The organism is Flavobacterium bizetiae (assembly GCF_024271895.1).
Lineage (GTDB): Bacteria > Bacteroidota > Bacteroidia > Flavobacteriales > Flavobacteriaceae > Flavobacterium > Flavobacterium bizetiae.
Genome location: NZ_CP091861.1, coordinates 180836 through 205584, shown reverse-complemented (window position 1 = coordinate 205584; position 24749 = coordinate 180836). Strand labels below are relative to the sequence as shown.

Annotated in this window: 21 protein-coding genes; 7 read left to right on the top strand and 14 right to left on the bottom strand. The window is 34.3% G+C overall.

Annotation, left to right across the window (positions count from 1 at the left end; genetic code table 11):
• Window positions 1-7 precede the first annotated feature (7 nt).
• From L0669_RS01000 to L0669_RS00980, 5 genes are all read right to left on the bottom strand, one after another.
• The gene (locus L0669_RS01000) at window positions 8-2542 is read right to left on the bottom strand and encodes a heavy metal translocating P-type ATPase (protein ID WP_263760661.1); all 2535 of its coding nucleotides are present in this window, start codon (window positions 2540-2542) and stop codon (window positions 8-10) included.
• A gap of 325 nt (window positions 2543-2867) precedes the next feature.
• A complete protein-coding gene (locus L0669_RS00995; RefSeq protein ID WP_263760659.1) occupies window positions 2868-3428 on the bottom strand; it encodes an AraC family transcriptional regulator in 561 nt (186 codons plus the stop codon).
• Window positions 3429-3430: 2 nt separating this feature from the next.
• The gene (locus tag L0669_RS00990; RefSeq protein ID WP_263760657.1) at window positions 3431-3961 is read right to left on the bottom strand and encodes a DUF3347 domain-containing protein; all 531 of its coding nucleotides are present in this window, start codon (window positions 3959-3961) and stop codon (window positions 3431-3433) included.
• Window positions 3962-4147: 186 nt separating this feature from the next.
• On the bottom strand, window positions 4148-4432 hold the full coding sequence (locus L0669_RS00985) for a hypothetical protein (RefSeq protein WP_263760655.1): 285 nt from the start codon (window positions 4430-4432) through the stop codon (window positions 4148-4150).
• A 356-nt stretch (window positions 4433-4788) separates the two neighbouring features.
• Window positions 4789-5622 carry an AraC family transcriptional regulator gene (locus tag L0669_RS00980; RefSeq protein WP_263760653.1) on the bottom strand — a complete coding sequence of 278 codons (834 nt, stop codon included), beginning with the start codon at window positions 5620-5622 and terminating at the stop codon, window positions 4789-4791.
• A 101-nt stretch (window positions 5623-5723) separates the two neighbouring features.
• Here L0669_RS00980 and L0669_RS00975 point away from each other — a divergent pair, with 101 nt between their 5' ends.
• The 4 genes from L0669_RS00975 to L0669_RS00960 all read left to right on the top strand — a co-directional run bounded on the left by L0669_RS00975 (window position 5724) and on the right by L0669_RS00960 (window position 14132).
• Window positions 5724-6890 carry an MFS transporter gene (locus tag L0669_RS00975; RefSeq protein ID WP_173969294.1) on the top strand — a complete coding sequence of 389 codons (1167 nt, stop codon included), beginning with the start codon at window positions 5724-5726 and terminating at the stop codon, window positions 6888-6890.
• Window positions 6891-7476: 586 nt separating this feature from the next.
• Window positions 7477-10683 (top strand): SusC/RagA family TonB-linked outer membrane protein, encoded by a 3207-nt coding sequence (locus L0669_RS00970; RefSeq protein ID WP_263760651.1) that lies wholly within the window; start codon window positions 7477-7479, stop codon window positions 10681-10683.
• A 16-nt stretch (window positions 10684-10699) separates the two neighbouring features.
• Window positions 10700-12517: a RagB/SusD family nutrient uptake outer membrane protein gene (locus L0669_RS00965; protein ID WP_263760649.1), complete on the top strand. Its 1818-nt coding sequence runs from the start codon at window positions 10700-10702 to the stop codon at window positions 12515-12517.
• Between the two features lie 46 nt (window positions 12518-12563).
• Complete coding sequence (locus L0669_RS00960; RefSeq protein WP_263760647.1) at window positions 12564-14132, top strand: DUF5123 domain-containing protein; 1569 nt, start codon at window positions 12564-12566, stop codon at window positions 14130-14132.
• Window positions 14133-14250: 118 nt separating this feature from the next.
• Here the strand turns inward: L0669_RS00960 and L0669_RS00955 are convergent, their stop codons facing one another.
• From L0669_RS00955 to L0669_RS00915, 9 genes are all read right to left on the bottom strand, one after another.
• A complete protein-coding gene (locus tag L0669_RS00955; RefSeq protein WP_263760645.1) occupies window positions 14251-14823 on the bottom strand; it encodes a pentapeptide repeat-containing protein in 573 nt (190 codons plus the stop codon).
• Window positions 14824-14866: 43 nt separating this feature from the next.
• Window positions 14867-15067, bottom strand: coding sequence for a hypothetical protein (locus L0669_RS00950; protein ID WP_173971714.1), 201 nt, complete (start codon window positions 15065-15067; stop codon window positions 14867-14869).
• Between the two features lie 70 nt (window positions 15068-15137).
• Window positions 15138-16058, bottom strand: coding sequence for an AraC family transcriptional regulator (locus L0669_RS00945; RefSeq protein WP_263760643.1), 921 nt, complete (start codon window positions 16056-16058; stop codon window positions 15138-15140).
• A gap of 3 nt (window positions 16059-16061) precedes the next feature.
• Window positions 16062-16625, bottom strand: coding sequence for a DUF6642 family protein (locus L0669_RS00940; protein ID WP_173971716.1), 564 nt, complete (start codon window positions 16623-16625; stop codon window positions 16062-16064).
• A gap of 419 nt (window positions 16626-17044) precedes the next feature.
• Entirely contained in the window at window positions 17045-17242 is a 198-nt protein-coding gene (locus L0669_RS00935; RefSeq protein WP_263760641.1) for a hypothetical protein, read from the bottom strand.
• A 36-nt stretch (window positions 17243-17278) separates the two neighbouring features.
• Window positions 17279-17668 carry a hypothetical protein gene (locus L0669_RS00930; RefSeq protein WP_263760639.1) on the bottom strand — a complete coding sequence of 130 codons (390 nt, stop codon included), beginning with the start codon at window positions 17666-17668 and terminating at the stop codon, window positions 17279-17281.
• Between the two features lie 253 nt (window positions 17669-17921).
• Complete coding sequence (locus L0669_RS00925) at window positions 17922-18248, bottom strand: DMT family transporter (protein ID WP_263760637.1); 327 nt, start codon at window positions 18246-18248, stop codon at window positions 17922-17924.
• A gap of 66 nt (window positions 18249-18314) precedes the next feature.
• Window positions 18315-18878, bottom strand: coding sequence for a Crp/Fnr family transcriptional regulator (locus L0669_RS00920; RefSeq protein ID WP_263760635.1), 564 nt, complete (start codon window positions 18876-18878; stop codon window positions 18315-18317).
• 349 nt (window positions 18879-19227) lie between these two features.
• The gene (locus L0669_RS00915; protein WP_263760633.1) at window positions 19228-20733 is read right to left on the bottom strand and encodes an aminotransferase-like domain-containing protein; all 1506 of its coding nucleotides are present in this window, start codon (window positions 20731-20733) and stop codon (window positions 19228-19230) included.
• Between the two features lie 43 nt (window positions 20734-20776).
• On the opposite strand from L0669_RS00915, the gene L0669_RS00910 reads away from it, so the two are divergent.
• The 3 genes from L0669_RS00910 to L0669_RS00900 all read left to right on the top strand — a co-directional run bounded on the left by L0669_RS00910 (window position 20777) and on the right by L0669_RS00900 (window position 24656).
• Entirely contained in the window at window positions 20777-22639 is a 1863-nt protein-coding gene (locus L0669_RS00910) for a TonB-dependent receptor plug domain-containing protein (protein ID WP_263760631.1), read from the top strand.
• 363 nt (window positions 22640-23002) lie between these two features.
• Entirely contained in the window at window positions 23003-23851 is an 849-nt protein-coding gene (locus tag L0669_RS00905; RefSeq protein WP_263760629.1) for a helix-turn-helix domain-containing protein, read from the top strand.
• A gap of 79 nt (window positions 23852-23930) precedes the next feature.
• Complete coding sequence (locus L0669_RS00900) at window positions 23931-24656, top strand: siderophore-interacting protein (RefSeq protein WP_263760627.1); 726 nt, start codon at window positions 23931-23933, stop codon at window positions 24654-24656.
• Window positions 24657-24749 lie beyond the last annotated feature (93 nt).

The following is a 24749-nucleotide window of genomic DNA, read 5'->3' as shown; positions in this document are numbered from 1 at the left end:
TGATTTTTTAAAGGTTTTGATTTCGCAATCGTAAAGCATTTGCAATTACCGAAACGGAACTTAAACTCATGGCCAGCGCAGCTAACATCGGCGAAAGCAAAATCCCAAACACCGGATATAAAATTCCCGCCGCAATGGGTACGCCCAAAACATTATAAATAAAGGCGAAGAATAAATTCTGTTTGATATTTTTCATCACCGAATAACTTAGTTTTTTAGCTTTTACAATTCCGTTTAAGTCACCTTTTACAAGCGTTATTTTAGCACTTTCAATAGCAACATCTGTTCCGGTTCCCATTGCAATTCCAATATCAGCTTTGGCCAAAGCAGGCGCATCGTTGATTCCGTCTCCGGCCATCGCTACCACTTTTCCTTCGGCTTGCAAACGTTCAATTTCTCTCAGTTTATCTTCAGGAAGACACTCGGCTTTAAAAGAACTTAAATGAAGCTGATCTGCAACCGCTTTGGCTGTGTTTTTATTATCTCCCGTAAGCATGATCACTTCAACGCCCTGATCGATTAAATCTTTGATCGCTTTCGCGCTGTTTACTTTTATGGCATCTGTAATGGTTACGTAACCCGAAACAATATTGTTTACGGCGATGTATGAAACTGTTTTCCCTAGATTTTGCTCGGCCGTAATTTTGCTTTCAAAATCATCATAAACTAATGCATTGATCTGTTCCATTAGTTTTTTATTTCCTAATGCAATTTTAGAATTATTAACGGTTCCCAGAACTCCTTTTCCGGCAACGGCTTCAAAATCCGGAACTTCAAGTAAAGTTTGATTTTTGTCTTTAGCAAAATTGACAACGGCTTGCGCCAAAGGATGCTCACTGTGCTGATTTAGCGAAGCAATGTTTTGCAATAGAATATCTTCGTTATTATCGATCGCATAGATTTTCTCGACAGTAGGTTTTCCTTCTGTAATCGTTCCGGTTTTATCGGTAATTAAAACATCGATTTTATTCATGTTTTCGAGTGCTTCGGCATTTTTGATTAAAATTCCGTGCTGCGCACCTTTTCCAACTCCCACCATAACCGACATTGGAGTTGCTAATCCTAAAGCACATGGACAGGCAATAATTAAAACGGCTATTGCATTAATTAATCCGTAGATATAAGAAGGTTCAGGACCAAATTTTGCCCAGATAATAAAAGTCAATACAGCAATCCCTACAACTGTTGGAACAAAATATTTCGCAACGCGGTCGGCCAGTTTTTGAATTGGCGCTCTCGAACGGCTGGCATCATTTACCATTTGAATAATCTGCGAAAGCAGCGTTTCTGAACCTACTTTTTCGGCAATCATAACAAATGATTTGGTTCCGTTTATAGTTCCTGAAATCACATTATCGCCCGTTTTTTTATCAACCGGAATAGGTTCTCCGGTAATCATGGCTTCGTCTATACTGCTTTCTCCGGAAGTTATTTTTCCGTCAACCGGAATTTTTTCTCCCGGTTTTACTCGTAGTAAATCCCCTTTTTTGATATCGTGAATAGAGATGGTTCTGTCCGTTCCGTTTTCTACCAAAGTGGCTTCGGTTGGCGCTAATTTTAGTAATGCTTTAATCGCGCCATTAGTTTGTCCGTGCGCTTTGGCTTCTAATAATTGTCCCAATAAAACCAAAGTTATAATAACCGTTGCCGCTTCAAAATAAAGATGAATCGTGCCGTGATGCGATTTGAATTCCGAAGGAAAAAGATCCGGAAAAAACATTCCCGCAACGCTAAATAGAAACGCAACACTGGTTCCAATTCCAATTAAGGTAAACATATTTAAATTCCAGGTAATAATCGATTTCCAGGCGCGGGTAAAAAACATCCATCCGGCATAAAACAAAACCGGAATAGAAAATAGAAACTGAACCCAATTCCATTTTTCAATTGACATAATTTTAAAAAGCGGATTGTCGGGAATCATTTCTGACATTGAAATAATGAAAATAGGAAGTGTGAACAATGTCGCAATCTTCATTTTTTTCAACAAGTCCGTATAAGTTTTGTTTTTGTCAGATTCAGAGGCCTGCATCGGTACTAAATCCATCCCGCAGATAGGGCAGTCGCCCGGTTCATTCGAAATAACTTCCGGATGCATTGGGCAGGTAAATTGTGTTCCAATGGCTATTTGTGGCACTAAATCCATTCCGCAAACGGGACAGTCTCCTGGTTTGTTATAGGTTTTATCGCCTTCGCAATGCATAGGGCAGTAAAAAACTCCGGTTGCATTATGAGGAATTACTGCTTTTTCTTTTTTATGAGAGTGTGAAGCGTGATCTTCTTTTTTATGACTTGAACAACATGATTTTACAGCAGGTTCTGTACCGTGAGTTGGAGACTTCATTTCAATAGTATACTTTCCTGCAGCTGATAAAGCTTCCTGAAATTTTTCTGTTGGAACATGTTTTTCCATCGTTATGGTGGCCACTGGAGGATCTAACGTTACTTCGGCATGAATGCCGCCGACTTCATTCAGCGTTTTCTCGACTTTAGTTCGGCAGCCATTGCATGACATTCCTGAAATTATATATTGATGAGTCATTGTTTTTTCGTTTTTAAGGTATTACAATGCAAATTTCCGAAGTAAGGTTTACAACGGGTTGTATAATTTTGAGAATGATTTGTAATATTATTTAAACCGCAAAGTGCGCTAAGATTTACGCAAAGCACGCTAAGTTTTTTGTTTAATTAATAAAATTAAAAGTTCGCAAAGCTTTATGTAAATAGCTTTATGGTAAAAAAAAAATAGCCACAGATTAAAAAATTAACACCGATTTTTAAAATCTTTTTTAATCCTTGTAATCTGTGGCTAAAAACCTTTGCGTGCTTTGCGTAAATCTTAGCGCTCTTTGCGGTTAAATAAAAAATTACAAATTCTCTATTTGAATGCGTTTTTTGTCTTTCAGCTGTTTGAAATAAGTAGGCGTGAAACCTGTAGTTTTCTTAAACTGATTACTCAAATGTGCTACATTGCTATAGTTTAAAAGGTCGGCGATTTCACTTAACGAAAGTTCATTATAAATCAATAATTCCTTTACCTTTTCTATTTTTTGGCTTATAAAGTATTTTTCGATTGTAGTGTTTTCAATCTCCGAAAATAAATTACTCAATGTGCTGTAATCCTGGTTGAGGTTTTCTACTAAATAATCAGACAAATTAACTTTCAGTTCACTGTTTTTATGATGAACCAAATCGACAATAAGATTTTTTATCTTCTCGATGGTTTTGGTTTTTTTATCATCCAGTAAATCAAAGCCCAGCGTTTGGAGATTTTTAAGTAAAACTTCTTTTTCAGAATCGGTAATGTCATTTTGCAGTTCTACTTCGCCTAATTCAACAGAAATAGTCTGAAGTCCGAGTTTATCCAACTCAGACTTCACAACCATTTTACAGCGACCACACACCATGTTTTTGATGTAGAGCGTCATATTTATTTGATGGTTTCTACCACGTTTCCGCAAGTTAACATCGAAGATCCGTAATACGGATTCTTAACTGCTTTTTCTTTGCTTAACCAGTCAGCATCGGCCATTGGGCAATATTGTTTGTACACAACTTCAGTAGATTTTGAAACTTTAATTAAATCGTACGTATTTTTTGAAAGTGATTTAAAAGTTTCACGTTGTTTTTTAAGATCTGAAGTAGTCGAAATACTTTTGGCGTCAGCAGTTAATTTTTTTACTACTTTCATCCAGGCTGTATGTTCGTTACTTTTTAGTTTGTCCATTTTTATAGCAGTAATAACAGTCAATAAATCGGTGGCTTTCGCCGAAGTTAACTTCGCATCGCTTTTAATTAAAGCATCTTTTACCGTAAAATAGGCATCATAAACAGCTTGTAATTGGCTGGAATCAGCAACTTCAATTGTAGTTATTTCTGTTTTGATTGTAGTTGCCTGAATTGTATTTGCAGAAAATAATACGATTATTACTGCTGCTATAGTTGATATTGTGTTTTTCATTTTTATAAGATTTTGATAGAGAATGTGAATTTATCCTCTAAGTTAAATAATTTATTTTTTATAGGATGTTTTGATCTCGCAATCCTGATAGTTATCGGGCAGAGTTTAATTTTTTTGCTTAGCACCTTAATATCTTAGAGCCTTTTGTGGCTTAAAAATAATTATGGCTGTCAGAAATGCGATTATTTATATTTTTGGCGGAAGCCAAATAGAAGTAAAACCGTCAGAAATACTAGCGTTATTATAGTATGAGATTTGTTTTTCTGTAGAGAAATTAAAAAGATTATTGCTTAAATCTATTTCATTTGTGATTAAGCTAAATTGAAGAAATGAAGTAGTACAACCTGAATGATCGCATTTTCCGCTGCAACCATGTTGGCCTTTTTTATCTTTTTCGGTTTTTTTACAACAATCCTTCTCACATGAATTGGCGGTTTCTTTTTTTGAAGTTACTTCCTTTTCGCAATTCATTTTTTCTTCGACCTTTCCACAAGCATAACCCGAATTGGACATCAGGAAGAAGCCAAGGGTTAAAAAGAGAAACACTATGTGGAATTTTTTCGTCAAGGAAATTATTTTTTAAAGTACAAATTTATATATTTTTTTTAAGAGCAACTATATATTTAAGATTTCCAATAAAACATTCGGACAATTTTACTCAAACACATAGAAACATAGATTTGCATGTTGAAAAGAAGATTAAAGAGAAATACATTTCTTTCTCATAGCTTAACTCTGTGTGTTTCTAATAAGTGAAACGCTTTTTTTGAGCGTATAAAGCTATGTTTCTATGTGTTTAAAAAATTAAGCGTAACGAATTTCCAATTTTAAGTTTTCTTAAAATCGGTAGGTTTCATATTTTTTCTCTTTTTAAAATAGTTCGACAAATGGCTTTCATCCGTAAAACCAAATTCATAGGCTATTTGTTTAATCGGTAATTGATTGTTGTGAATTCGTTTCTCGATTAAAGTGGTTCTTAAATTATGAATATACTCGCGATAACTAATAGAGAATGTTCTCTTGAAATAAGCGCTAAAATAGGTTTCGGCAATATTAAAATGATTGGCGATTACTTTTATCTGAACTAATTTTGGCTGATAAATATTCTGATGAATATAAGAAGTAATTTGTTCGTTATCAATCGAATTTCCTTTCACGACAAGATTTTGTCCGCGCATGGTTTCTTTGATTAATCCAAAAATCGACAGAATCTGATAAAATACAATAGGCGAGGTCGAAACATCAGTTTTACAATTATACGCTGCAATATTTTCTATCGTATTTTTTAATATTGTTTTGCAGGGATCATCTAATTTTAAGACTGTTTCTTTTAAGGTTTTATCCCGCATGAAACTTTCCGGAGTGTGAATTAAAAATTCGTCGCAGGTAAGGTTTTGTTTAGAGTTAAAATAACTATCGGTAAATTTAATATAGAAAAAACGAGTACTTTTTTTGATGTCAAAATAGTGTTCATCTTCAGGTGAAATCACAAATAAATCACCCGTTTTATAAGGAAGGAGGTTGTTGTTGAGATGATGAATACCGTTTCCTTTCTTTATATATATGATTTCGTAGTAGGTATGCGTATGCGGCGTAAGGTGAAATTTCTCATCTTCGAATTCGTCAATAGCGAGCGTTTTGAATTGATTTAATTTCGGCATAACATAAATTTACAAGTTTATATCGCAAATGTACAACTAATTTTATGTTTAACGGTGTTAAATTTGCACCATAGAAAATCTATTCCTTTCTTATAAAACAAATGAAAAAAAGTCTTATTGCACTCTCATTAGGAGGATTAACAATCGGTATTACCGAGTTTGTTATGATGGGTTTGTTGCCAGATATTGCCTCAGATATGAAAGTTACGATTCCGGTTGCCGGATATTTAATTTCAGCTTATGCACTTGGAGTTGTTATTGGAGCTCCATTATTAGTAATTCTTGGAAGAAACTTTCCGCCCAAAAAAATGCTTTTAATTTTAGCATTGATGTTAACTGTTTTTAATGCGCTTTCGATTATTGCGCCTACCTATAACTTTTTATTTGCATCCCGATTTCTTTCCGGATTGCCACACGGAGCCTTTTTTGGAGTTGGAGCAGTTGTAGCAAGTCGTCTGGCAGATAAAGGCAAAGAAGCGCAAGCCATTGCCATTATGTTTTCAGGTTTAACTTTGGCGAACTTAATTGGTGTGCCTATCGGAACTTATATTGGACATCACTTTATATGGCGTTATACTTTTGTATTAATTGGCGCTGTTGGCTTACTTACCTTTTTATTTATTTCTTTATGGATGCCAAATCTGGAGAAAAGCGGAAATGTAAATATGAAAACACAATTGCTTTTCTTTAAGAAAACAGAAGCCTGGCTGATTATCGGTATTACCGCAATTGGATTTGGAGGGTTGTTTGCCTGGATCAGTTATATCGCACCTTTATTAATTAATGTGTCTAAATTCTCGGCCGAAGATGTTTCGTATATCCTTATTCTTGCCGGTTTAGGTATGGTGGTGGGTAACTTTTTAGGCGGTAAACTGGCCGATAAATATTCACCTGCACCAACAGTATTGGCCTTGTTATTTGTAATGTCAATCGATTTAATTTTGGTTTACCTATTTTCTTCCAATCAATATATTTCTCTATTCCTTACTTTTTTAACGGGTGCTATTTCTTTTTCGGTTATTGCTCCAATTCAAATGTTAATGATTAAAACGGCGAAAGATGCTGAGATGATTGCTTCGGCAGCACTTCAGGGAAGTTTTAATATCGGGAATGCTTTAGGCGCTTTCTTAGGAGGTTTACCTTTGGCAGCAGGATATAGTTATGCTTCGCCTAATCTTATTGGTGTAGGTATGGCGGTTATTGGTATGGTCATTACTTTTGTATTAATGCAAAAACATAAAAGTAACTTGCAATTGCAGCGTGCTTAAAAAAATATAATTCTCTTAAAAAAAGTCAGCCCTTAAACAATTTAGTTTAAGGGCTTTTTTTGTGCTAGTAAATGAATCACTTCTTTCGTTTGTTATTCCTCTTCTTCTTTGGTATTGTCACAGACTTTTATAAACTGATCTGCAATGCTTTTTCTCACTTCTTCTTCACACTTTTTCAAAAATAATTACAGACTTGATTTGATCATTAATAATTATGCAATGTTTCGTCATGTAATCGATTGTTTTTTCTGTAAAATCTCAATAAATTTCTAAAAATAGATAATATAATTCATATTTATATGAACTTAAAATTACATTAGTCGTATAAAAAAGCACTTTTATTTTTAATGTAATATTTTTTTTAGGAAATTATTATGAATTTTAACTTTTTATATTAAAAAAATATTTATGTTTGTGTAATCGATTACAACTTTTTATTGCAGCATTAAAAACCACAGTCTTTTTATTGAATTAAACAGACGTAATGCCAGACTTAAGATCATTTTTGATCAATAAAAAATAAGAAAGAGTAAACCTTAAAAAACCACTTAAAACAATAAACTATTAATAACTTAAACAATCAACCATGAATTTTAAAGATTTATTTAACAAAGGAACCAATTGTTGCTTTGCAGTTGTTTTCTTATTGTGTTTACTGACGGGCAATCGAATGAATGCTCAGACTGTAATACTTGAAGGAACGGTAGTAGATGCTGCAGGATTAACTTTACCCGGCGTTAATGTATTAGAAAAAGGAACAAAAAATGGTGTCTCTACCGATTTTGACGGGCATTATAAAATAAAACTTTCAAATCCTAAAGCTATCCTTACGTATTCTTTTTTAGGTTTTAAAACCAAAGAAGTTGCTGCTGCAGGAAAAACGAAAATAGATGTTGTATTAGCAGAAGACGCTAATGAACTAAATGAAGTTGTTGTTGTGGGATACGGAACAGTAAAAAAATCGGATTTAACCGGAGCAGTTTCTACGATGTCTGGTAGCGATTTAAAAAAGGTTCCGGTTGCCAGTGTGGCTGAAGCCTTAACGGGGCGTATCGCAGGTGTGAGTGTAACTTCTTCAGAAGGGTCTCCGGATTCAGACATTAAAATTAGAGTTCGTGGCGGTGGATCATTAACACAAGACAGCTCTCCTTTAATTATAGTTGATGGTTTTCCGGTTAATAGTTTAAATGATATTTCTTCATCAGATATCGAAAATATGACGGTGCTGAAAGATGCTTCTTCGACTGCAATTTACGGGTCAAGAGGTGCGAATGGAGTTATTATCGTAACCACTAAAAAAGGTAAAGACGGAAAAATAGCCGTGAATTTTAATATGTTTTATGGTATGAAAAACATGGTCAATCAGATCGATGTTTTACAGCCTGATGATTTTGTAAAATGGCAATATGAATATGCTCTTTTAGCAAAAGGAAAAACCGATTCTTACGAACAGTATTTTGGTAATTGGCAGGATCGTGATATGTATCAGGGTGTTAAAGGTACTAATTGGCAAAAACAAATTTACGGTCGTACAGGAGAAGTTCAGAGTCGTGATTTAGGAATTCGTGGCGGATCAGATAAAATTAATTACAATTTTAATTATGCTCACTATGATGAAAAAGCGATCATGGTAGGTTCTGATTTTAAAAGAAACAATTTATCGCTTTCCTTAAATAGTAAAGCAACTAATAAAATAGATCTTACGTTTACTATGCGTTATTCTGATACCGAGATAAATGGTGGTGGAAGTAACGAACAAAAAGAAAATCCTGCTGATTCACGTATGAAGCACGTTGTAGGATATGCGCCAATACCAATGCCAGGTTTAACTACAGACGATACAGATGAAGCAAGTTCAGGATATTTGGTTTATCCGTTTGTTGCTGTGGCAGATACAGACCGTCAGCAGTTGAGAAAAAATTTCAATATGTTGGGAAGTTTTTCATGGAAACTGGCAGACGGACTTGCATTTAAAACAGAACTAGGATTAGATAATTATAATTATCTGGATTATCGTTTTTACGGGCGCTCTACTTTTTATGCGAGAAACACTCCTACTTTAGAACACAGAGGTATGCCATCGCTATTGATGTTGGATCGTAAAGATTACCGTTTTAGAAATGCTAATACACTGAATTATGATTTGAAGAAATTTATGGGAAAAAATCATAGTCTAAAAGTGCTTGTTGGAGAAGAATCAATTGATTATCGCAGAACTGATGTGTCTTCTACAATCGAAGGTTTGCCAAACTTCTTTGATTTAAATCAATCGATACATCTTACTTCACAAGGATCACCTCGTATTGTAGATAACTTTTATTTTCCAGACGATAAATTGCTTTCTTTCTTCGGACGTGTAAATTATGATTATAAAGACCGTTACCTTTTTACAGCTACTTATCGTGCAGACGGTTCAAGTAAATTCTTAGGAAGCAATAAATGGGGATTTTTTCCGGCAGCAGCAGTAGCATGGAAAATTTCAGAAGAAAGTTTCATGAAAGAAATTTCATGGATAAATGCTCTTAAATTGAGGTTGAGTTATGGAGAATCAGGAAATAATAACATTCCAACAGGTCAGACGATTCAAAGTTATAATGCTAATAATAGTACATGGATCAATAATTCAGGTAACTATTGGGCACCATCTGTAGTATTGGCAAATCCTGATTTAAAGTGGGAAACTACTGTTACACAAAACTTAGGTTTAGATTTTGATTTTCTAAAAGGTCGTATCTACGGTTCTTTTGAACTTTATAAAAATGTAACTCAGGATCTTTTGATCAACTTCCCGGTAAGCGGAACGGGTTATTCTACTCAATATAGAAATATGGGAGAAACTCAGAATACTGGTTTCGAAGCTACTTTGAATTTGGTAGCCATTCAAAAAGCAGATTATGGATTGAATTTTTCATTCAATTTAGGAGTAAATAAAAATCGTATTAATTCTCTGGGTAGTATGAGTGACTTTGGTGCTGCTACTGCATGGACTTCAGGATTAGGAAACGATTATTCTGTAGCTGTAGGATCACCAATAGGTATGATGTATGGTTATAAGAGTGATGGACGTTATGAAGTTTCAGACTTTGACTATGTTGGCGGTAAATATGTTCTGAAAACGGGTGTTGCAAATGCATCAACAGTGGTTGGAGCAGTACAGCCTGGTTATATGAAACTAAAAGATTTAAATGGTGATGGCGTAGTAGATAGTAAAGATCAGACAGTAATTGGAAATTCAAATCCAAAATATACAGGAGGTTTTGTATTAAATGCTAATGCGTATGGTTTTGATTTATCTGCAGCTTTCAATTTTAGTGTTGGTAATGATATTTACAATGCGAATAAAGTGGAGTTTACAACTTCTAACCCAAACAACGGACAATATAGAAATTTAAGTTCTGAAATGGCCGACGGTCAGAGATGGACTAATATTGATGCATCAGGTCAGTTAGTGACAGATCCTGCAACTTTAACTGCTCTAAATGCAAATACAACAATGTGGTCTCCATACATGAGAAACTTTGTTATCAGTGACTGGGCAATGGAAGACGGATCATTTTTAAGATTGAATACCCTGACTTTAGGATATACTACTCCAAAATCGCTTACTTCTGCATTGGGGATTTCTAAATTGAGATTTTATGGTACTGCAAGTAATGTTTTTATTATTACTAATTATTCTGGTCCTGATCCTGAGGTTTCAACAAAGAGAGCGACGCCACTTACTCCGGGTGTAGATTACTCAGCATACCCGCGTAGCAGACAATTTGTTTTTGGTTTAAACCTTAATTTTTAATTTAAAACGCATCAAGATGAAACATAAAATAATAATAGCAGGATTAATAATAGCAGGACTTTTTAGTTCTTGCCAGGAAGATTATTTAGACGCTCCGGCTCAATCGACATTAGACGAAGCATTAATTTTTTCGACCCCCGGATTAGCCAAAGATGCCGTTAATGGAATTAAAATCACATTTGGAGATACAAATTCATACAGAGGACGTTTTTTACCTTTTTATGGATTAAATACAGATACAGAATGGTATAACTCAGGTGAAACTACGTCTAATGACAAGCCTGATTTGACCAATTATGATGCAAAATCCAATAACAGCCAAATGGATCTTATCGAGACCTCAGGTGGAGGTGGAGGTAATCCGTGGACATCAATGTACAGAGGAATCGAGCGTGCGAATCTTTGTATTCGTGGTTTACGCACTTACGGTAATCCTGTAGCCGGTTCTGAATTGGGCTATCTTTTAGGAGAAGCTTTAACTTTAAGAGCGATTTTTTATTCTGATTTAATCAAACAACATGGTGATGTGCCAGCTCGTTTTGAGCCGGTTAATTCACAAACACTATACTTGCCAAGAACAAACCGTGATGTAATTTACAAACAAATTATTGCAGATTTAGGAGAGGCAGCAAACCTGGTACCTTGGCCTAACGAAAGTACAGCTACAAGTACAGTAGAAGGAATTAATAAAGCTTTTGTAAAAGGACTTCGCGCGCGTTTGGCTTTGGCTGCAAGCGGATATCAACAATACAAAGATGGTGTAAGAAGAAGTACTGATCCGGATCTTTCGGTAGCGAATATGTACAGACTGGCACTTGATGAAACCCGTTCTGTAATTGCAAGTGGTAAGGCAAGTCTAAATCCTTCTTTCGAAACTCTTTGGAAAAACGTAAATAAAGAAGTTTTAAGTGCTGGAGGAGAATCTCTTTGGGAGATACCATTTGGTGCCGGTAGAGGTAAAATGTTAATTAGTTTTGCTGTTCTTCATAATGCTATAGATCAATATCAAACTGGCGGAACGAGCATAGGAGGTTCTGCAGGGCCATTGCCAACTGTTTTTTATGACTATGATGTAAAAGATACACGTAGAGATGTTACTTGTGTTCCTTACGCATACGGTAAAGCGGTAAATGGAAAAGCGCAGCAAGAGTTAGGTGTTATAAACAAATGGTATTTTGGGAAATATCGTATTGAGTGGATGAACCGTATTCTTAATAATAAAGATGATGATGGTATAAACAAAGTGTATATGCGTTATGCCGAGGTACTTTTAATTGCGGCTGAAGCAGCAAATGAATTAGAAGGACCGGGTGCCGCTGCTCCATATTTAAAAGAAGTACGAAGAAGAGCATTTGCTGCTGCTGATCAGCTTCAAAAAGTAGATGCTTATGTAGATGCCTTTAGTGGCAAAGAAGCAATGTTTCAGGCGATTGTTGATGAAAATAAATATGAGCTTACAGGAGAAATGGAGCGTAAACAACAACTTATCCGTTGGAATTTACTGAAAACGAATTTGGATCTGGCGAAAGAAAAAATGTTCAACTTACAGCGACGTAGCGGAGAATATGCCACTGTACCAACTGATTTATATTATAAGTATAAAGAAGATAATGAAACACTAATTGTGTATGGTTTAAATAAAGGAGAAACTCAAAATCCTGGTGCTGGTTATACTCTTTTTGTTGATAGTAAAGGAGCAAGTGCATGGAATGTTTTGAAAGATGATAAGATAAATTCACTTTATAAATTAGGCGTTAATCCTGATACAAAACAATATTGGCCAATATGGGAATCACTTATCAATACTAGTAACGGACAATTAGTCAATTATTAGAGTGTAGCGTTTCGCAAATCAAATATTAACGATAGTATAACTTATTATGAAGACAAAATATATATTAAAAGGATTACTGGCCACATTGGTAATGTTGCTTGTTTTTTCCGGCTGTGAAAGTTACAATGAAGCAGTAGTAGACGATATAGGAGCAAGCAGAGAATTTTCTCCAATAGGGTTAACTACAAGAATTAGAAATCAGACCACAGTCGAATTAAATTGGACTGTAAAAGACGAGGAAGTGGCCAATTATTATGTGGTAGAGTTTAGTGCAGATGATCCTGATTTTAAAACAATCTATAAAACGGTTAAAGTAGCACCTAAAGAACTTCCTATACAAGTGCAGTTAGAAGGAGAAACCGTTTATTCGATCAGAGTAAAAGCAGTAAGCGCAACTGGATTAGATGATTCTAAATGGTCTGTTACAACGGCTACAACATTAACGGAGCAACTTTATCTTGCTTCTGTAGATGGAGATATTGATGCAAAGCAGGTGACTTTAAGATGGCCAGCTAATAGCAATGTTACTCAAATTGTATTGAGTCCTGGAAATATTACACATACTATTACTCCTGAAGAAAAAGCTAACGGTATTGCTGTTATTACAGGATTAACAAGTGAAACTGCTTATACAGCTACTTTGTTTAATGGAACGAAGAAAAGAGGTGACAAAGCTTTTACTACCGGAATAGATATAGGAACTGGTATTTTGGTTAGAAGTACTGATGATTTAATGCAAAAAATTGCCGATGCAGCATCAGGATCTGTATTAGTTTTAGAGCCTGGTGATTATTTGGCGGACAATCAAATAGGAGCGATTACTTTAAATAAATCAATTACATTAAGAGGACTTCGTAGTTTTGACAGACCAAAACTTCATGTGAATTTTGCATTATCAAATGGGGCAGCTAACTTGAGTTTGATAGATCTGGATTTAAAAGGCGATAAAGGATCTGGCGGAGTTTCAGTTATAAAATTTAACGACAACAATGTTACTTATGGTTCTGTTTTAATAAGCGGTTGTAACATACATGATTATGGAGTGTCATTAATAAGTGCAAATTTAAGCGCAGCGAGAATCACTTCTATAATAGTAGATAATACTGTTGTTACAAATGTATTAACAGTTGGTGGAGAATTTATAGATTTAAGAGGTTCATATCTTGGACAGCTTACTCTTAAAAACAGTACTTTTAATAACTGCGCAACAGCAAGATATTTTATTCGTATGGATGCAGGTCTTACTGGTGTAACTAACAACATATTAATTGATAGCTGTACTATATCTAATCCAAACATGGTGGCTACGAATGCAAATTCAATTTTATATATTCGTTTTGCTAGTAATGCAATAATTATTAAAAACACATTGTTTGCAAACACGCTTGCACCATATACAAGAGAAAATGTTACTGCGAATCCGACATTCTCAGGTAATAATTATTTCAATACACCAAATTTAAATGGTAATGTTAACGCAATTGGAAATAATAGACCCGATGCAACCGGAACAGCATTAAACCCTCAATTTGGAAATGCTGCAGGAGGTGATTTTACAATCAATAATCAAACTTTAAAAGACAATGGGGTTGGTGACCCGCGTTGGATAAAATAGTTCGTTTTTTAAGTATTAGTTAGAAAAAAGGGATGTAGTCTAAAAACTACATCCCTTTTTGTTTTAAAGTCAAGATAAAAAAGCTGAGACTAAAAACTGCGACTGAAAACTTTAAAACCTACTCAATATCCAAATCAAATTTTTCTAATAATCCTGCAAGAGCAGCATGAGAAACTTTGGTTCTTTTGATTTTATTTTCGGCCGGATCAAAAGTATAATTTCGTGAAGATCTGAAATCAGTTTTTTCTAAAATACAATCCTGAAAAGTGGCATTGGCAAGATCGCAATTTTTAAAAACAGACAAAGACAAATCCGTATTCGAGAAATCGACATCTTTGAGGGAACAATCGATGAAGTTGGTTTTCTTTAATTTTTTATAAATAAAAGTAGAATAATCAAGAAGGCAATCCTGAAAAGACATCGAAAATAAAAAGCTGTTGCTGGCACTAAAATCAAGTCCCATCAATTTACAGCCTATAAATTTAATATTCTTTAATCCTGTATTTCTAAGAACAGAAAGGGAGAGATTACAATTCTTAAAAGTACAATCCAGAAAATCGATATAACTAAAATCGCTTTTAGAAAAGTTGCAATTGATAAACTCGCAGTTTACAAATTCGTTATCAGATAATTTCTGATCAGAATAATCAATAGTGTCAAATGTTTTGTTCTGGTGCAATGCAGCTTCCATATTGTTAAGTTGAGGTTTAAAAAGAAATATTTGTAAAATGAATTTATTCTAATTCGATACAATCGAAAATATCGTTTTTCAGCGCTATTTCGTTTATTTCTTCTTCGCTGTCAATTCTTAAAATGTTATCACAATCTTCCAAATCAAAATTCCATACAGAATTCGGAATCAGTTCAGAAAGTAAGGCATTTGCAAATTCTAACTTCGAATTTGTATCGACAGAAGTTTTAAAAACATAAATCATAATTCGCTTTTTTTTACTTGGCAAATTTCAATAAATGGTTTCCGATTTGATAGGATTCTGCAAGCAATAATTAGGACTTATCAATCAATTTTCGATACTGGACAGGAGTAATTCCTTCGTGTTTTTTAAAGAATCTGCTAAAGTAAGAATGATCCTCATGACCTACTTGCATTGCGATTTCACTTACAGAAAGTGTAGTTTGATACAGTAGATATTTGGCCTCAAGCAATATGGTTTCTTCAATCCATTTGGCGGCCGATTTGCCGGTTACAGATTTTACAGATTTGTTTAAATGATTGGGAGTAACATTGAGTAAAGAAGCATAATAATTAACCTGATGGTGTGTTTTGATATTCGTATAAATGAGCTCTTTAAACTTATTGGTAATCACCTCAGCAGCCGAAATACTTTTAGAACTTTTAACCGAATTTTTATTCATTTCATAAAACAACGTAATCAAATACGATTGAACGATATTGAGATTCGCATTCGAAGTTTCAGAATATTCTTTTTGAAGTCGGTTTAAAATGGCTGTAATGTCAGGAACATCTTTTTGATCTAAAGTTATTTTTGGATTGCCGGAAATTTTCATGAAATCAAATTCATTAAGCATTTCTCGGCTCCCATATTTTCTAATTAAAATATCAGGATGAAACTGGCATATAAAACCTTTGTGTATGTTATTGATATTGTCAAGCGAGAAAATCTGGCCAGCCGGCACCACAATAATTTCGTTATCGGTTGTGATATATTCCTGATAGCCCAACTTCATAACATGCTGACCTGAGGAAACAAAAATTAAGGTATGGCAAGAATGTTTAGAAGGCGGAACCGGATATTGCATCTGCATCATTTCTCCTATTTCGAGACAGAAAAAATGATCAGAATTTGATTTAAAAAGCAAATGAATAGGATTGTCCTCTCCCAGAAACTTCTCCCGAAATCCCTGAGGACTATATGTTTTTACCTTTTCATTTGTTTTACTTTTCATGGTCTAATAATACAATCTAAAATCGAGCAATTTGCACAAAGCATAATGTTTTTGATACAATTCTTCGACCACTTCGGTAATGTCATCATTATCCTGATAAAGGCTAAAAAATGCTTTGTCGATGGTACTGCAACTTGCAATTTTATTATAAGTAGATCCGTAACCCGAAATAGCGCGTGCGCCGGTTATGTCAAGAAAATATTGAGCCTCTTCATCGTTTAAATCCAATACTTTCAGGTTGGCAAAATGAATGATTTTACCTTTCATTTTGCCTTCAAAAAGTTCGGCTATTTCTTCAAGGCTGTAATAATAATCGTGAAGGCAAATGTTATTGGCTTCGCCCGGCATTACCAAATAAATAATTTCATAATCCTTAAAATTATGATCTTCATAAAGTAATACATTCAAACTTTCTTCAAGACCTTCAATCGTATCGCAGGTTTTATAAATACTTGCAATACCCTGATCAATAGCAATTTCTTCCAGGTTTTTTACTACTAGAGTCGCTTTGTCGTCGTCTACGTCTGGAACACCTTCGAGGCAGAAGATGAATTTTTCGTAATCCATACTATTGTGTTTGGGGTTGCTGATAAGTCTTTGGTTTCCTATCTCACAAAAGTATTTTTTATTGTCGAAAAACTGCTATCCGAAAAGTTTTTTAACGCATTTTTGATATTGAAGAAATAATCCATTCCTCATTATGAGCCCGATCTTGTCTTTGTGATTTTTATGATAAAACTTTTTTTTAGGAGCTAATCCCGCTATCCGTTCCAATCTTTTGTGGCGAACACCGCCACAAAAGGATTTCCACTTCTATCGGGGCTAGGACACTCATTTTCATAATAATATTTTCGTATAGTTTGTTCATTTCGAAGAATAAGGACATGAGCGAGCAATCCCCAAGTGCAGCTTCGCAAACAAGAGGAAATGGCGTTTTACTTTATTTAAATGAAGAGTAAAATCCTTAAAACAAGAAAGTAGATTATTTAGTTTTTAATTCGTTTTGAATATAAATTCATTCCAAACACAATCGAAGAAAATACAAACGGAACAAAAGCAGAAAGTTGCCAGAAAAGATCAGATCCGGTTTTAAGTCCAGTATTGGATATCTCGAATATTCCTAAAACAATAAAAAAAATACAAATGATAAATAAAGCAAATTGAATTTTATAGTTGATCTTCATAGCTTAATGATTTTTATAAAAATAAATAAAAAACAGCTATTCCGCCCTATTCAAAACCAAAAATTTCTGCCACCATTTTGGTGCTGCTTCTTGTAGCGTTTCGGTATAATTGATAATTGTATTGGCTCTTTTATTCCCGCATGCCGCGCAAAAAGAAGCTTTGGGTGTTCTGTAAGGTTTAGAACAATTCTCGCATGCAGAACCGTATAAATCGATACGATGATGCATAATTGCGTTAGGATTGTTCTCTTCAAATCCTGTCAAATCCTTATAATAATCAAGTAAATCCTTAAAGCGTTTCTTTCTTGTCATGCTGCATTTTCCGGTTTTAAAACCTTCACGATACAATTTAGAGGCTATTTTATATTCCTCCTCATCAAGCATAGGAACTTCCATTTTACAACGCCAACACCAAAGGTTTTTCATGGTTTGATTTTTTCAGGTTTAAAATGTATAAAGAATTACTTTTATGAATTTTAATAGAATGTTTTGCTAATTTATAATCGTTTACTGAGAATAATTTACGGTTTCTCACATTCTGCTAACAAAATTCGTTTTTTTAACATTTATAACACTACGTAGAAATACCTGATTTTGAAGTCGAGATGTAAATTTTAAACAAAAAAAAGCGGATTAGTTTGTACTAACCCGCTTGTCTTGAATATCGAATACTATGTTTTTAGTGCGATACCGCTTTTAAGCCTATGATCGAACCAATAAGAGTTGTAATAAAAAATAGGCGCCAGAAATTAGCAGGATCTTTAAAAATTAAAATTCCAATTAAAACCGTTCCAACCGCTCCAATACCTGTCCATACGGCATATGCGGTTCCTATTGGTAAAGCTTGTGTTGCTTTCATTAAAAGTCCCATACTCACGATAAGGGATATTAAAAATCCGGTGTACCACATGTACATTTCGTTTCCGGTTGTTTCTTTTGCTTTTCCTAAACACAGTGTAAAGCCCACTTCAAATAAGCCGGCAATAATTAAAATAATCCAGTTCATATCTTTTTTTTTGCAAAGGTTAAAAAAGGAATTCGCCCGGAATTTTACATTTGTTAAAAAATGAAACTATTTTATTTCAGCACGGATTCTGCTCAGACTCACCTGAGATATTCCTAAATAAGAAGCAATATGTCCCAGTTGAACACGCTGAATTAAATGCGGATAATTTTTAAGAAGTTCTTTATAGCGTTCTGTAGCAGTACGAAATTGTCTTGAAATTAAGCGTTCTTCGGTTTTTACCAATTCTTTTTCGGCAAACTTTCGTCCCCAATTGGCAATATGTATATCTTCTTCAAAGAGTTTTTGCAGCTTTTCAGCTTTTAGTTCATATAAATCACAATCTTCGAGAAGTTCGATATCTTCATAACCTTTCTGATGTGCCACATAACTCTTCATCGATAAAACTGTGTCTCCTTCTTTTCCAAACCAAAAAGTAACCTCATTATCATCGCGATTGGCGTACGCTCTTGCAATTCCTTTTCGAATAAAATAAATTGTAGTTTCAATTTTATCAGCCCGCAATAAAATATGGCCTTTAGAGAAACGGACTTCTTTCGCACAATTTTGAAGTTTTAGTTTTGAAAGTTCCGGAAGGGGATATATCAGGTCAAGAATTTGCTCTATTTCCATGTTATGTTTTTATTTTAAAATGTTTTAAATCAAGCTACAGATTTACTTCGTCTGTTCGATTTTCAGTCTCGAGTTAAGAAAGTATTTTTGCGACTTTGACAAAGAGTTACTAGCTTAAAAAGAATCTACTTAAAAAACTTTGCGACTCTGCGTCTTTACGAGATTAAATTATAAAGGTTTCTCTCAACAGCGAGAAATTTGCACATAGAGACGCGGAGTCGCAAAGTTTCTCACTAACAGTTTAAGTTATAAAAATAGAACTTAAAAAAGAGTTAGATAGAATTAAAGGCTTATAAAAAAAATCTGCCAAATCTGCCAAATCTGCTTGAAAAATATCTAACACTTAGATTTATAAAATAGCATCAAGAGACTGTCGTAAAATAGTAACTGCATTTTCCATTTCAGATGAATCAAAATGTCCAAAACCTAAACGCGTTGCCGTAAGATTTTTGGTTTGATATAAAACTGTTTTGGGCAAAAATAATCCATTTATGGCACATTGTTTCTGCAATTTTATCAAATTAAAATCATCCAGCCATTCTACCCAAATCGCCAAACCCCGAAGCGGAACCTGGAATTTTATTTTTCCTTCTAGCTTTTTCCTCAGTAATGAAACAAAATAATCCCGGCGTTCTTTGTAGATTTTTTTGTTTTTTTTCGAAAGGCGATGCACTTCGCCTTCCTTGATCCAATCGGTTAAAACCTGTTCTTTGATCACATCGATTCCCGGTTCGAGAATATTTTGATGTTTTTCGAGTTCTTTTATAAAATCTGCCGGAGCAGCAATAAATCCGTAACCAAAACCTGCCGGCAAAGATCTCCCAAAAGACCCAATATAAACCACTCTTTCGTTTGAATCTAAAGCGGCGAGGGGCAAAACGGGATTATTATCATAGTGAAAATCAAAATCATAATCGTCTTCTATAATTACAAATCCGTAGCGATTGGCCAGTTCCAAAACCTCCATTCGTCTTTTTGCACTTAAGGAAGTGGTTGTGGGATAATGATAATTTGAAGTTAAATACAAAATCCTAATTTGATGTTCGTCGCAAATTTGTTTCAGTTGTTCTGTAATTATGCCGTCTTTATCAACCGGAATTGTAATAATTTGTGCACCACTATCAGACAATGTCATATTAGAAATATAATATCCGGGAGAAGCCACCACAACTTTGTCACCCGGAGAAATAAGCAGTTTGGTAACCAGATACAAACTAATTTCGTGACTGTTTGTAGTAAGTAAATTAGAGGTCGAAATACGAATGCCTCTCGTTAAGTTTAAAAAATTAGAAAATTGGGTTTTAAAATTCAAATGCGATTGCGCCTGAACCTGTTCCCAGGTTTTGGTTGTTTTTTGGTTTTTTAATTTAGAAACATATAATCTCGCCAGAACATCACTTTGTACCAATCGCAAATCAGGCAAACCATCATTAAACTGATACGGTAAATCGCTTGTTTCTTTTGGATTTTCTAAAATAGTAGAACGCTTAAAAGTAAAACCTTCGTTTGTTTTCTGAACATTTTTGCTTTCATCAGAAGTAAAATCGGCTTTGTTTTTTTGTTGTTTTTCAGATAAAATAAACGTTCCCTTATTGGGTAAAATTTCGATCCAGCCTTGTAACTCCAAATCCTGAAAAGCTTTGATTAATGTATTGCGATTAACTTCTAACACCTTGCATAATATGCGGGTTCCCGGAAGTTTTGTACCCTCAGGAAGTAAGCCTATTTGTATCGCTTTGATAAACTCAAAAACAATTTGCAGATACAAAGCGGTAGTTTCTTCAGGCTTAAGCTGAATGAAACTTTTAAAGGGAATTTGAACCGGACTATCCATTTTTGTAAAACTGGTATACATTAGTAGTACGGCAAGATACTACTTTTGCAAAAAATTAAAACAAATGACAAAACTTTATTTTGCTGCACTGACTCTATTAAGTGTTAGTTTACAAGCTCAGGTGCAAAAAGATACCATTAATATTGATGAAGTAATTATTCATGAAAATAGGTTTAGTACACCAATATCTAAGAAAAACAGAAACGTTTATGTAATAGATCAGGCCACAATTGCAAAATTACCGGGACGATCTGTTCAGGAAATTTTACAATATGCAAACGGTGTTGATTTAAGACAAAGAGGCCCTTTTGGAAGTCAGGCTGATGTAAGTGTTGATGGTGGAAGTTTCGAACAAACGGTTGTTCTTTTAAACGGAACCAAAATAATCGATTCTCAAACCGCGCACAATATGCTAAACCTGCCTATTCCGGTTGAGGTAATCGAGAGAATCGAAATTATTCGCGGACCAGCGGCGCTTACTTATGGTGTAAATAGTTTAACGGGAGCGATTAATATTATTACCAAAAAACCAACGCAATCCGGATTTTTAGTCAATTCTTATGCGGGTTCGAATTTTGAAAAAGATACGCAGAATACAGGCGATACTTTTTACGGAACCGGAATTCAGGTTGGTGGAGTTTTAAGCAAAGAAAAACAACAACATTCGCTTTTTGCATCTCACGATAAAAGCAACGGATACCGCTACAATACGGCTTTCGAAAATAATAAAATATTTTATCAGGGTAATTATCAGTTGAACAATGCCAACGAAATTTTAACTTCTTTCGGGTATATCAATAACGGATTTGGTGCAAACGGTTTTTACGCGGCTCCGGGTGATAAAAATTCTAGCGAAGTTGTACAGACAACTTTTGCGTCTATACAATCGAAACATCAATTGTCTGAAAAATGGACTTTGATGCCTCGAGTAAGTTACAGATACAATTATGATGATTACCGTTATTACGGAATTGCTAATCTTAAAGCAGGAAGAAGTCAGCATTATAGTAATTCAGTAGCGGCAGAAGTGAATACGACCTATAAAATGGAAACGGGAGAATTAGGTTTTGGAGCCGAAGTACGAAGCGAAGATATCAGCTCGTCTAATATTGGTGATCATAATCGCGATAATTTTGGGATTTATTTGCAATACAGAACGACTTTCATCGAAAAATTGGATGTAAATTTTGGAACTTACCTTAATTATAATTCAGATTATAAATGGCAGGCATATCCGGGATTAGATGCTAGTTATGCGATTACAGATGCTTTTAAAATCATTGGAAATATTGGTACAAGTCAGCGTATTCCTTCGTTTACAGATTTATACCTCAACCAGCGTCCGGGAAATATCGGAAATCCTAATTTAGAAACCGAAAATGCTTTTCAGAGCGAAATTGGATTTAAATACATCAAAAGAGATTTTAGTTTTAATGCCAATTATTTCTTTAGAAAGATCAGCAATTTTATAGACTGGACAAGAAATGTAACTACAGAACCTTGGCAAAGTAACAATTACGGAAACCTGAATACTAATGGTTTTAATTTACGTACCAACTACAGAGTGAATTTTTCTAACGAATCTAAGTTGAATATTAATCTGGCCTATTCTTATCTGGATTTTAAATTTCAGGATGTAATTTCGACTGTTTATGCTAAATATTTAGTTTCATCTTTAGAACATCAGGTAACCAACACCATAGATTTTCAACATAAAAATTTCACCGCTTTATTCGCGACTCGTTTCAGTCAAAGAGTAACCGGACCATCATATTGGGTAAACGATTTTAGAGTAAGTCAATCTATCAAAAAAGTGACTATATATGTTGATGCGCAAAATATTTTCAATGCCACTTATTATGAGGTAGGAGCAGTGCCGCTTCCTTCGAGATGGTTTAGTCTGGGAGTAAAATTTGTGACTTTATAAGTATTTCCTTTTTAGTTTTATTATAATGAAAAAGCCCTTTTGTCTGTTTAAGATAAAAGGGCTTTTGTATTTACAATAGATTTTGCCGAGACAATCAGTTTGAGATTAATTTACCCATTAGGTGTAATTATTTTTAATACATAGAAACATTAGCATTATTGAACTCAGTAAAGACGTTCCACTTATTTAAAACAAACATAGCTATGTGTGAGAAACTAGTTTCTTTTTGATTTACCTTTTCAGAAACATAAAATCTATGTTTCTATGTGTTTAATTATTTTTTTATGCATTACATCCGACGGGTTAATTTTCTAAGTTTGTACAACCTCATCGTTTACTATTTATAACTCCAAAAAAAGCAATTTGAAAATTCCTATTTACAATCAGAGATCAGAAGCCGTAGGAGGTATTTATATTACTGAATTGACTGCATTAGGAAAAGATGCGGCGACGATGAATAGATTAGGAACGCATCGCGATGATTTTTATATTTTTTTGATACTCACAAAAGGAAAAGCAATCATGGAGTGCGACATGATCGATGTAAAAACCAGCGCGCAAAGTATTGTCATAATTAAGCCTTTTCAGATTCATGCGCCAAAATTTGTTTCGCCGGATGCCGCCGGATATTATATTGGTGTCGCTCCGTTTTTGATTCCGAATAATTGTGCTGCGGTATTTCAAAACTTAAAAATTACAGATCAGGCTCATAAAATCGATAAACTACAAAGAAAAGATCTTCTTGAAACAATAGGTTTATTACATCGGGCTTTTGAAACTATTACAGTAAATAAAACCGCGATTGTAAACGGTTTCTTTACAGCTCTTATTTATCGTTTCGTGAATTTATATTCAGAATCTGATCGTTCGTTATCAGAACATAAAAATCAGTCAGCTCAGATTTATGCTAATTTTAAGCAATTGATTTCGAACACCACTTTTTTAGAAAGTCCGTCCTTTTTTGCTCAAAAACTAAATATTACAACTTCACATTTAAATTATTGTGTGAATGCTTCTACAGGTAAATCAGTTACTTATTGGTTGCAAAATGCCATGATTTTAGAAGCGCAACGATTTTTGTATTATACCGAATATGATGCTAAAGAAATTGCCTTTATGTTAGGTTTTGAAGATCATACTTACTTTTCGAGATTATTCAAAAAAGTAACCGGAGAAACTCCTTTAGCCTTTCGATTAAAATTCCGCGAATAGTCCAATCATCCCTCTTGGTTATGCAATCTGTGTTTCTGGTTTTAATCTCAATTTTGCATTGAAATTAAAACACACCACTATGAATTCGATGCCTAAAATTATTGGAGATTTTATGGAACTCGCCTTTAGCAGCAAGATTTGCAAAGTAAAAGTTACCGATACTAAAATGCTTAGTGAAAATATAAAAATGATCCGATTCAAAGGTCATTTTCCGCACATCAATTTTAAAATTGGTCAGGCTATAATTATCAGGATTGATGATACCAATTATCGCAATTATACCCCAAGTAAATGGAATAGCGAAGAAGGAACATTTGAAGTGATTTTTCATATTCATAAAAAAGGTCCCGGAAGTCGTTTTGTCGAAAACCTAAAACCTAATGATCAAATTACGGTAGGTTTGCCGCGAGGTTTTGAATTTTTTAAAACCGAAGAAAAATACCAATTTTTTTATGGAGATGAAACCTGTATAAGTGTTTTTAAAAGTTTTAAAGATGAAATTAATGCGAATGAAAACAACTATTTGGGCATTTTAGAATTAGATCCAGCTTCTGCAGAAGTTCCAAAAGATTTAGGACTTGCGGTTGATATTATACCAAAATCGGTTAATAGTGCTGAACGTGCCGTAAATATTCTAAATAATTTCGACGATACGATTTGGGATTTATGGCAGCACGCACATTTTTATTTAATGGGAAATGCAAAGTCTATTCAAACCTTTAGAAAAGCTTTAAAAGCAAAAGGTATTTCGAATAAAAAAATCTATACACAAGCGTATTGGGCAGAAGGGAAAATTGGGCTTTGATCTTTTATTGTTAATTAGATTTAATGGATTAAAAATGCAATACATTTCTCTTATTGAGATAACTATGTTTGTTTTAAATAAGTGAAACGCCTT

Excerpts from the sequence above, each read along its gene's own strand:
- L0669_RS00985 (WP_263760655.1), bottom strand. The coding sequence starts at position 4,432 with ATGAATTGCGAAAAGGAAGTAACTTCAAAAAAAGAAACCGCCAATTCA.
- L0669_RS00970 (WP_263760651.1), top strand. The coding sequence starts at position 7,477 with ATGAATTTTAAAGATTTATTTAACAAAGGAACCAATTGTTGCTTTGCA.
- L0669_RS00920 (WP_263760635.1), bottom strand. The coding sequence starts at position 18,878 with ATGGAAATAGAGCAAATTCTTGACCTGATATATCCCCTTCCGGAACTT.
- L0669_RS00990 (WP_263760657.1), bottom strand. The coding sequence starts at position 3,961 with ATGAAAAACACAATATCAACTATAGCAGCAGTAATAATCGTATTATTT.
- L0669_RS00995 (WP_263760659.1), bottom strand. The coding sequence starts at position 3,428 with ATGACGCTCTACATCAAAAACATGGTGTGTGGTCGCTGTAAAATGGTT.
- L0669_RS00910 (WP_263760631.1), top strand. The coding sequence starts at position 20,777 with ATGACAAAACTTTATTTTGCTGCACTGACTCTATTAAGTGTTAGTTTA.
- L0669_RS01000 (WP_263760661.1), bottom strand. The coding sequence starts at position 2,542 with ATGACTCATCAATATATAATTTCAGGAATGTCATGCAATGGCTGCCGA.
- L0669_RS00945 (WP_263760643.1), bottom strand. The coding sequence starts at position 16,058 with ATGAAAAGTAAAACAAATGAAAAGGTAAAAACATATAGTCCTCAGGGA.
- L0669_RS00980 (WP_263760653.1), bottom strand. The coding sequence starts at position 5,622 with ATGCCGAAATTAAATCAATTCAAAACGCTCGCTATTGACGAATTCGAA.
- L0669_RS00975 (WP_173969294.1), top strand. The coding sequence starts at position 5,724 with ATGAAAAAAAGTCTTATTGCACTCTCATTAGGAGGATTAACAATCGGT.
- L0669_RS00925 (WP_263760637.1), bottom strand. The coding sequence starts at position 18,248 with ATGAACTGGATTATTTTAATTATTGCCGGCTTATTTGAAGTGGGCTTT.
- L0669_RS00955 (WP_263760645.1), bottom strand. The coding sequence starts at position 14,823 with ATGGAAGCTGCATTGCACCAGAACAAAACATTTGACACTATTGATTAT.
- L0669_RS00940 (WP_173971716.1), bottom strand. The coding sequence starts at position 16,625 with ATGGATTACGAAAAATTCATCTTCTGCCTCGAAGGTGTTCCAGACGTA.
- L0669_RS00965 (WP_263760649.1), top strand. The coding sequence starts at position 10,700 with ATGAAACATAAAATAATAATAGCAGGATTAATAATAGCAGGACTTTTT.
- L0669_RS00930 (WP_263760639.1), bottom strand. The coding sequence starts at position 17,668 with ATGAAAAACCTTTGGTGTTGGCGTTGTAAAATGGAAGTTCCTATGCTT.
- L0669_RS00960 (WP_263760647.1), top strand. The coding sequence starts at position 12,564 with ATGAAGACAAAATATATATTAAAAGGATTACTGGCCACATTGGTAATG.
- L0669_RS00950 (WP_173971714.1), bottom strand. The coding sequence starts at position 15,067 with ATGATTTATGTTTTTAAAACTTCTGTCGATACAAATTCGAAGTTAGAA.
- L0669_RS00900 (WP_263760627.1), top strand. The coding sequence starts at position 23,931 with ATGAATTCGATGCCTAAAATTATTGGAGATTTTATGGAACTCGCCTTT.
- L0669_RS00935 (WP_263760641.1), bottom strand. The coding sequence starts at position 17,242 with ATGAAGATCAACTATAAAATTCAATTTGCTTTATTTATCATTTGTATT.
- L0669_RS00915 (WP_263760633.1), bottom strand. The coding sequence starts at position 20,733 with ATGTATACCAGTTTTACAAAAATGGATAGTCCGGTTCAAATTCCCTTT.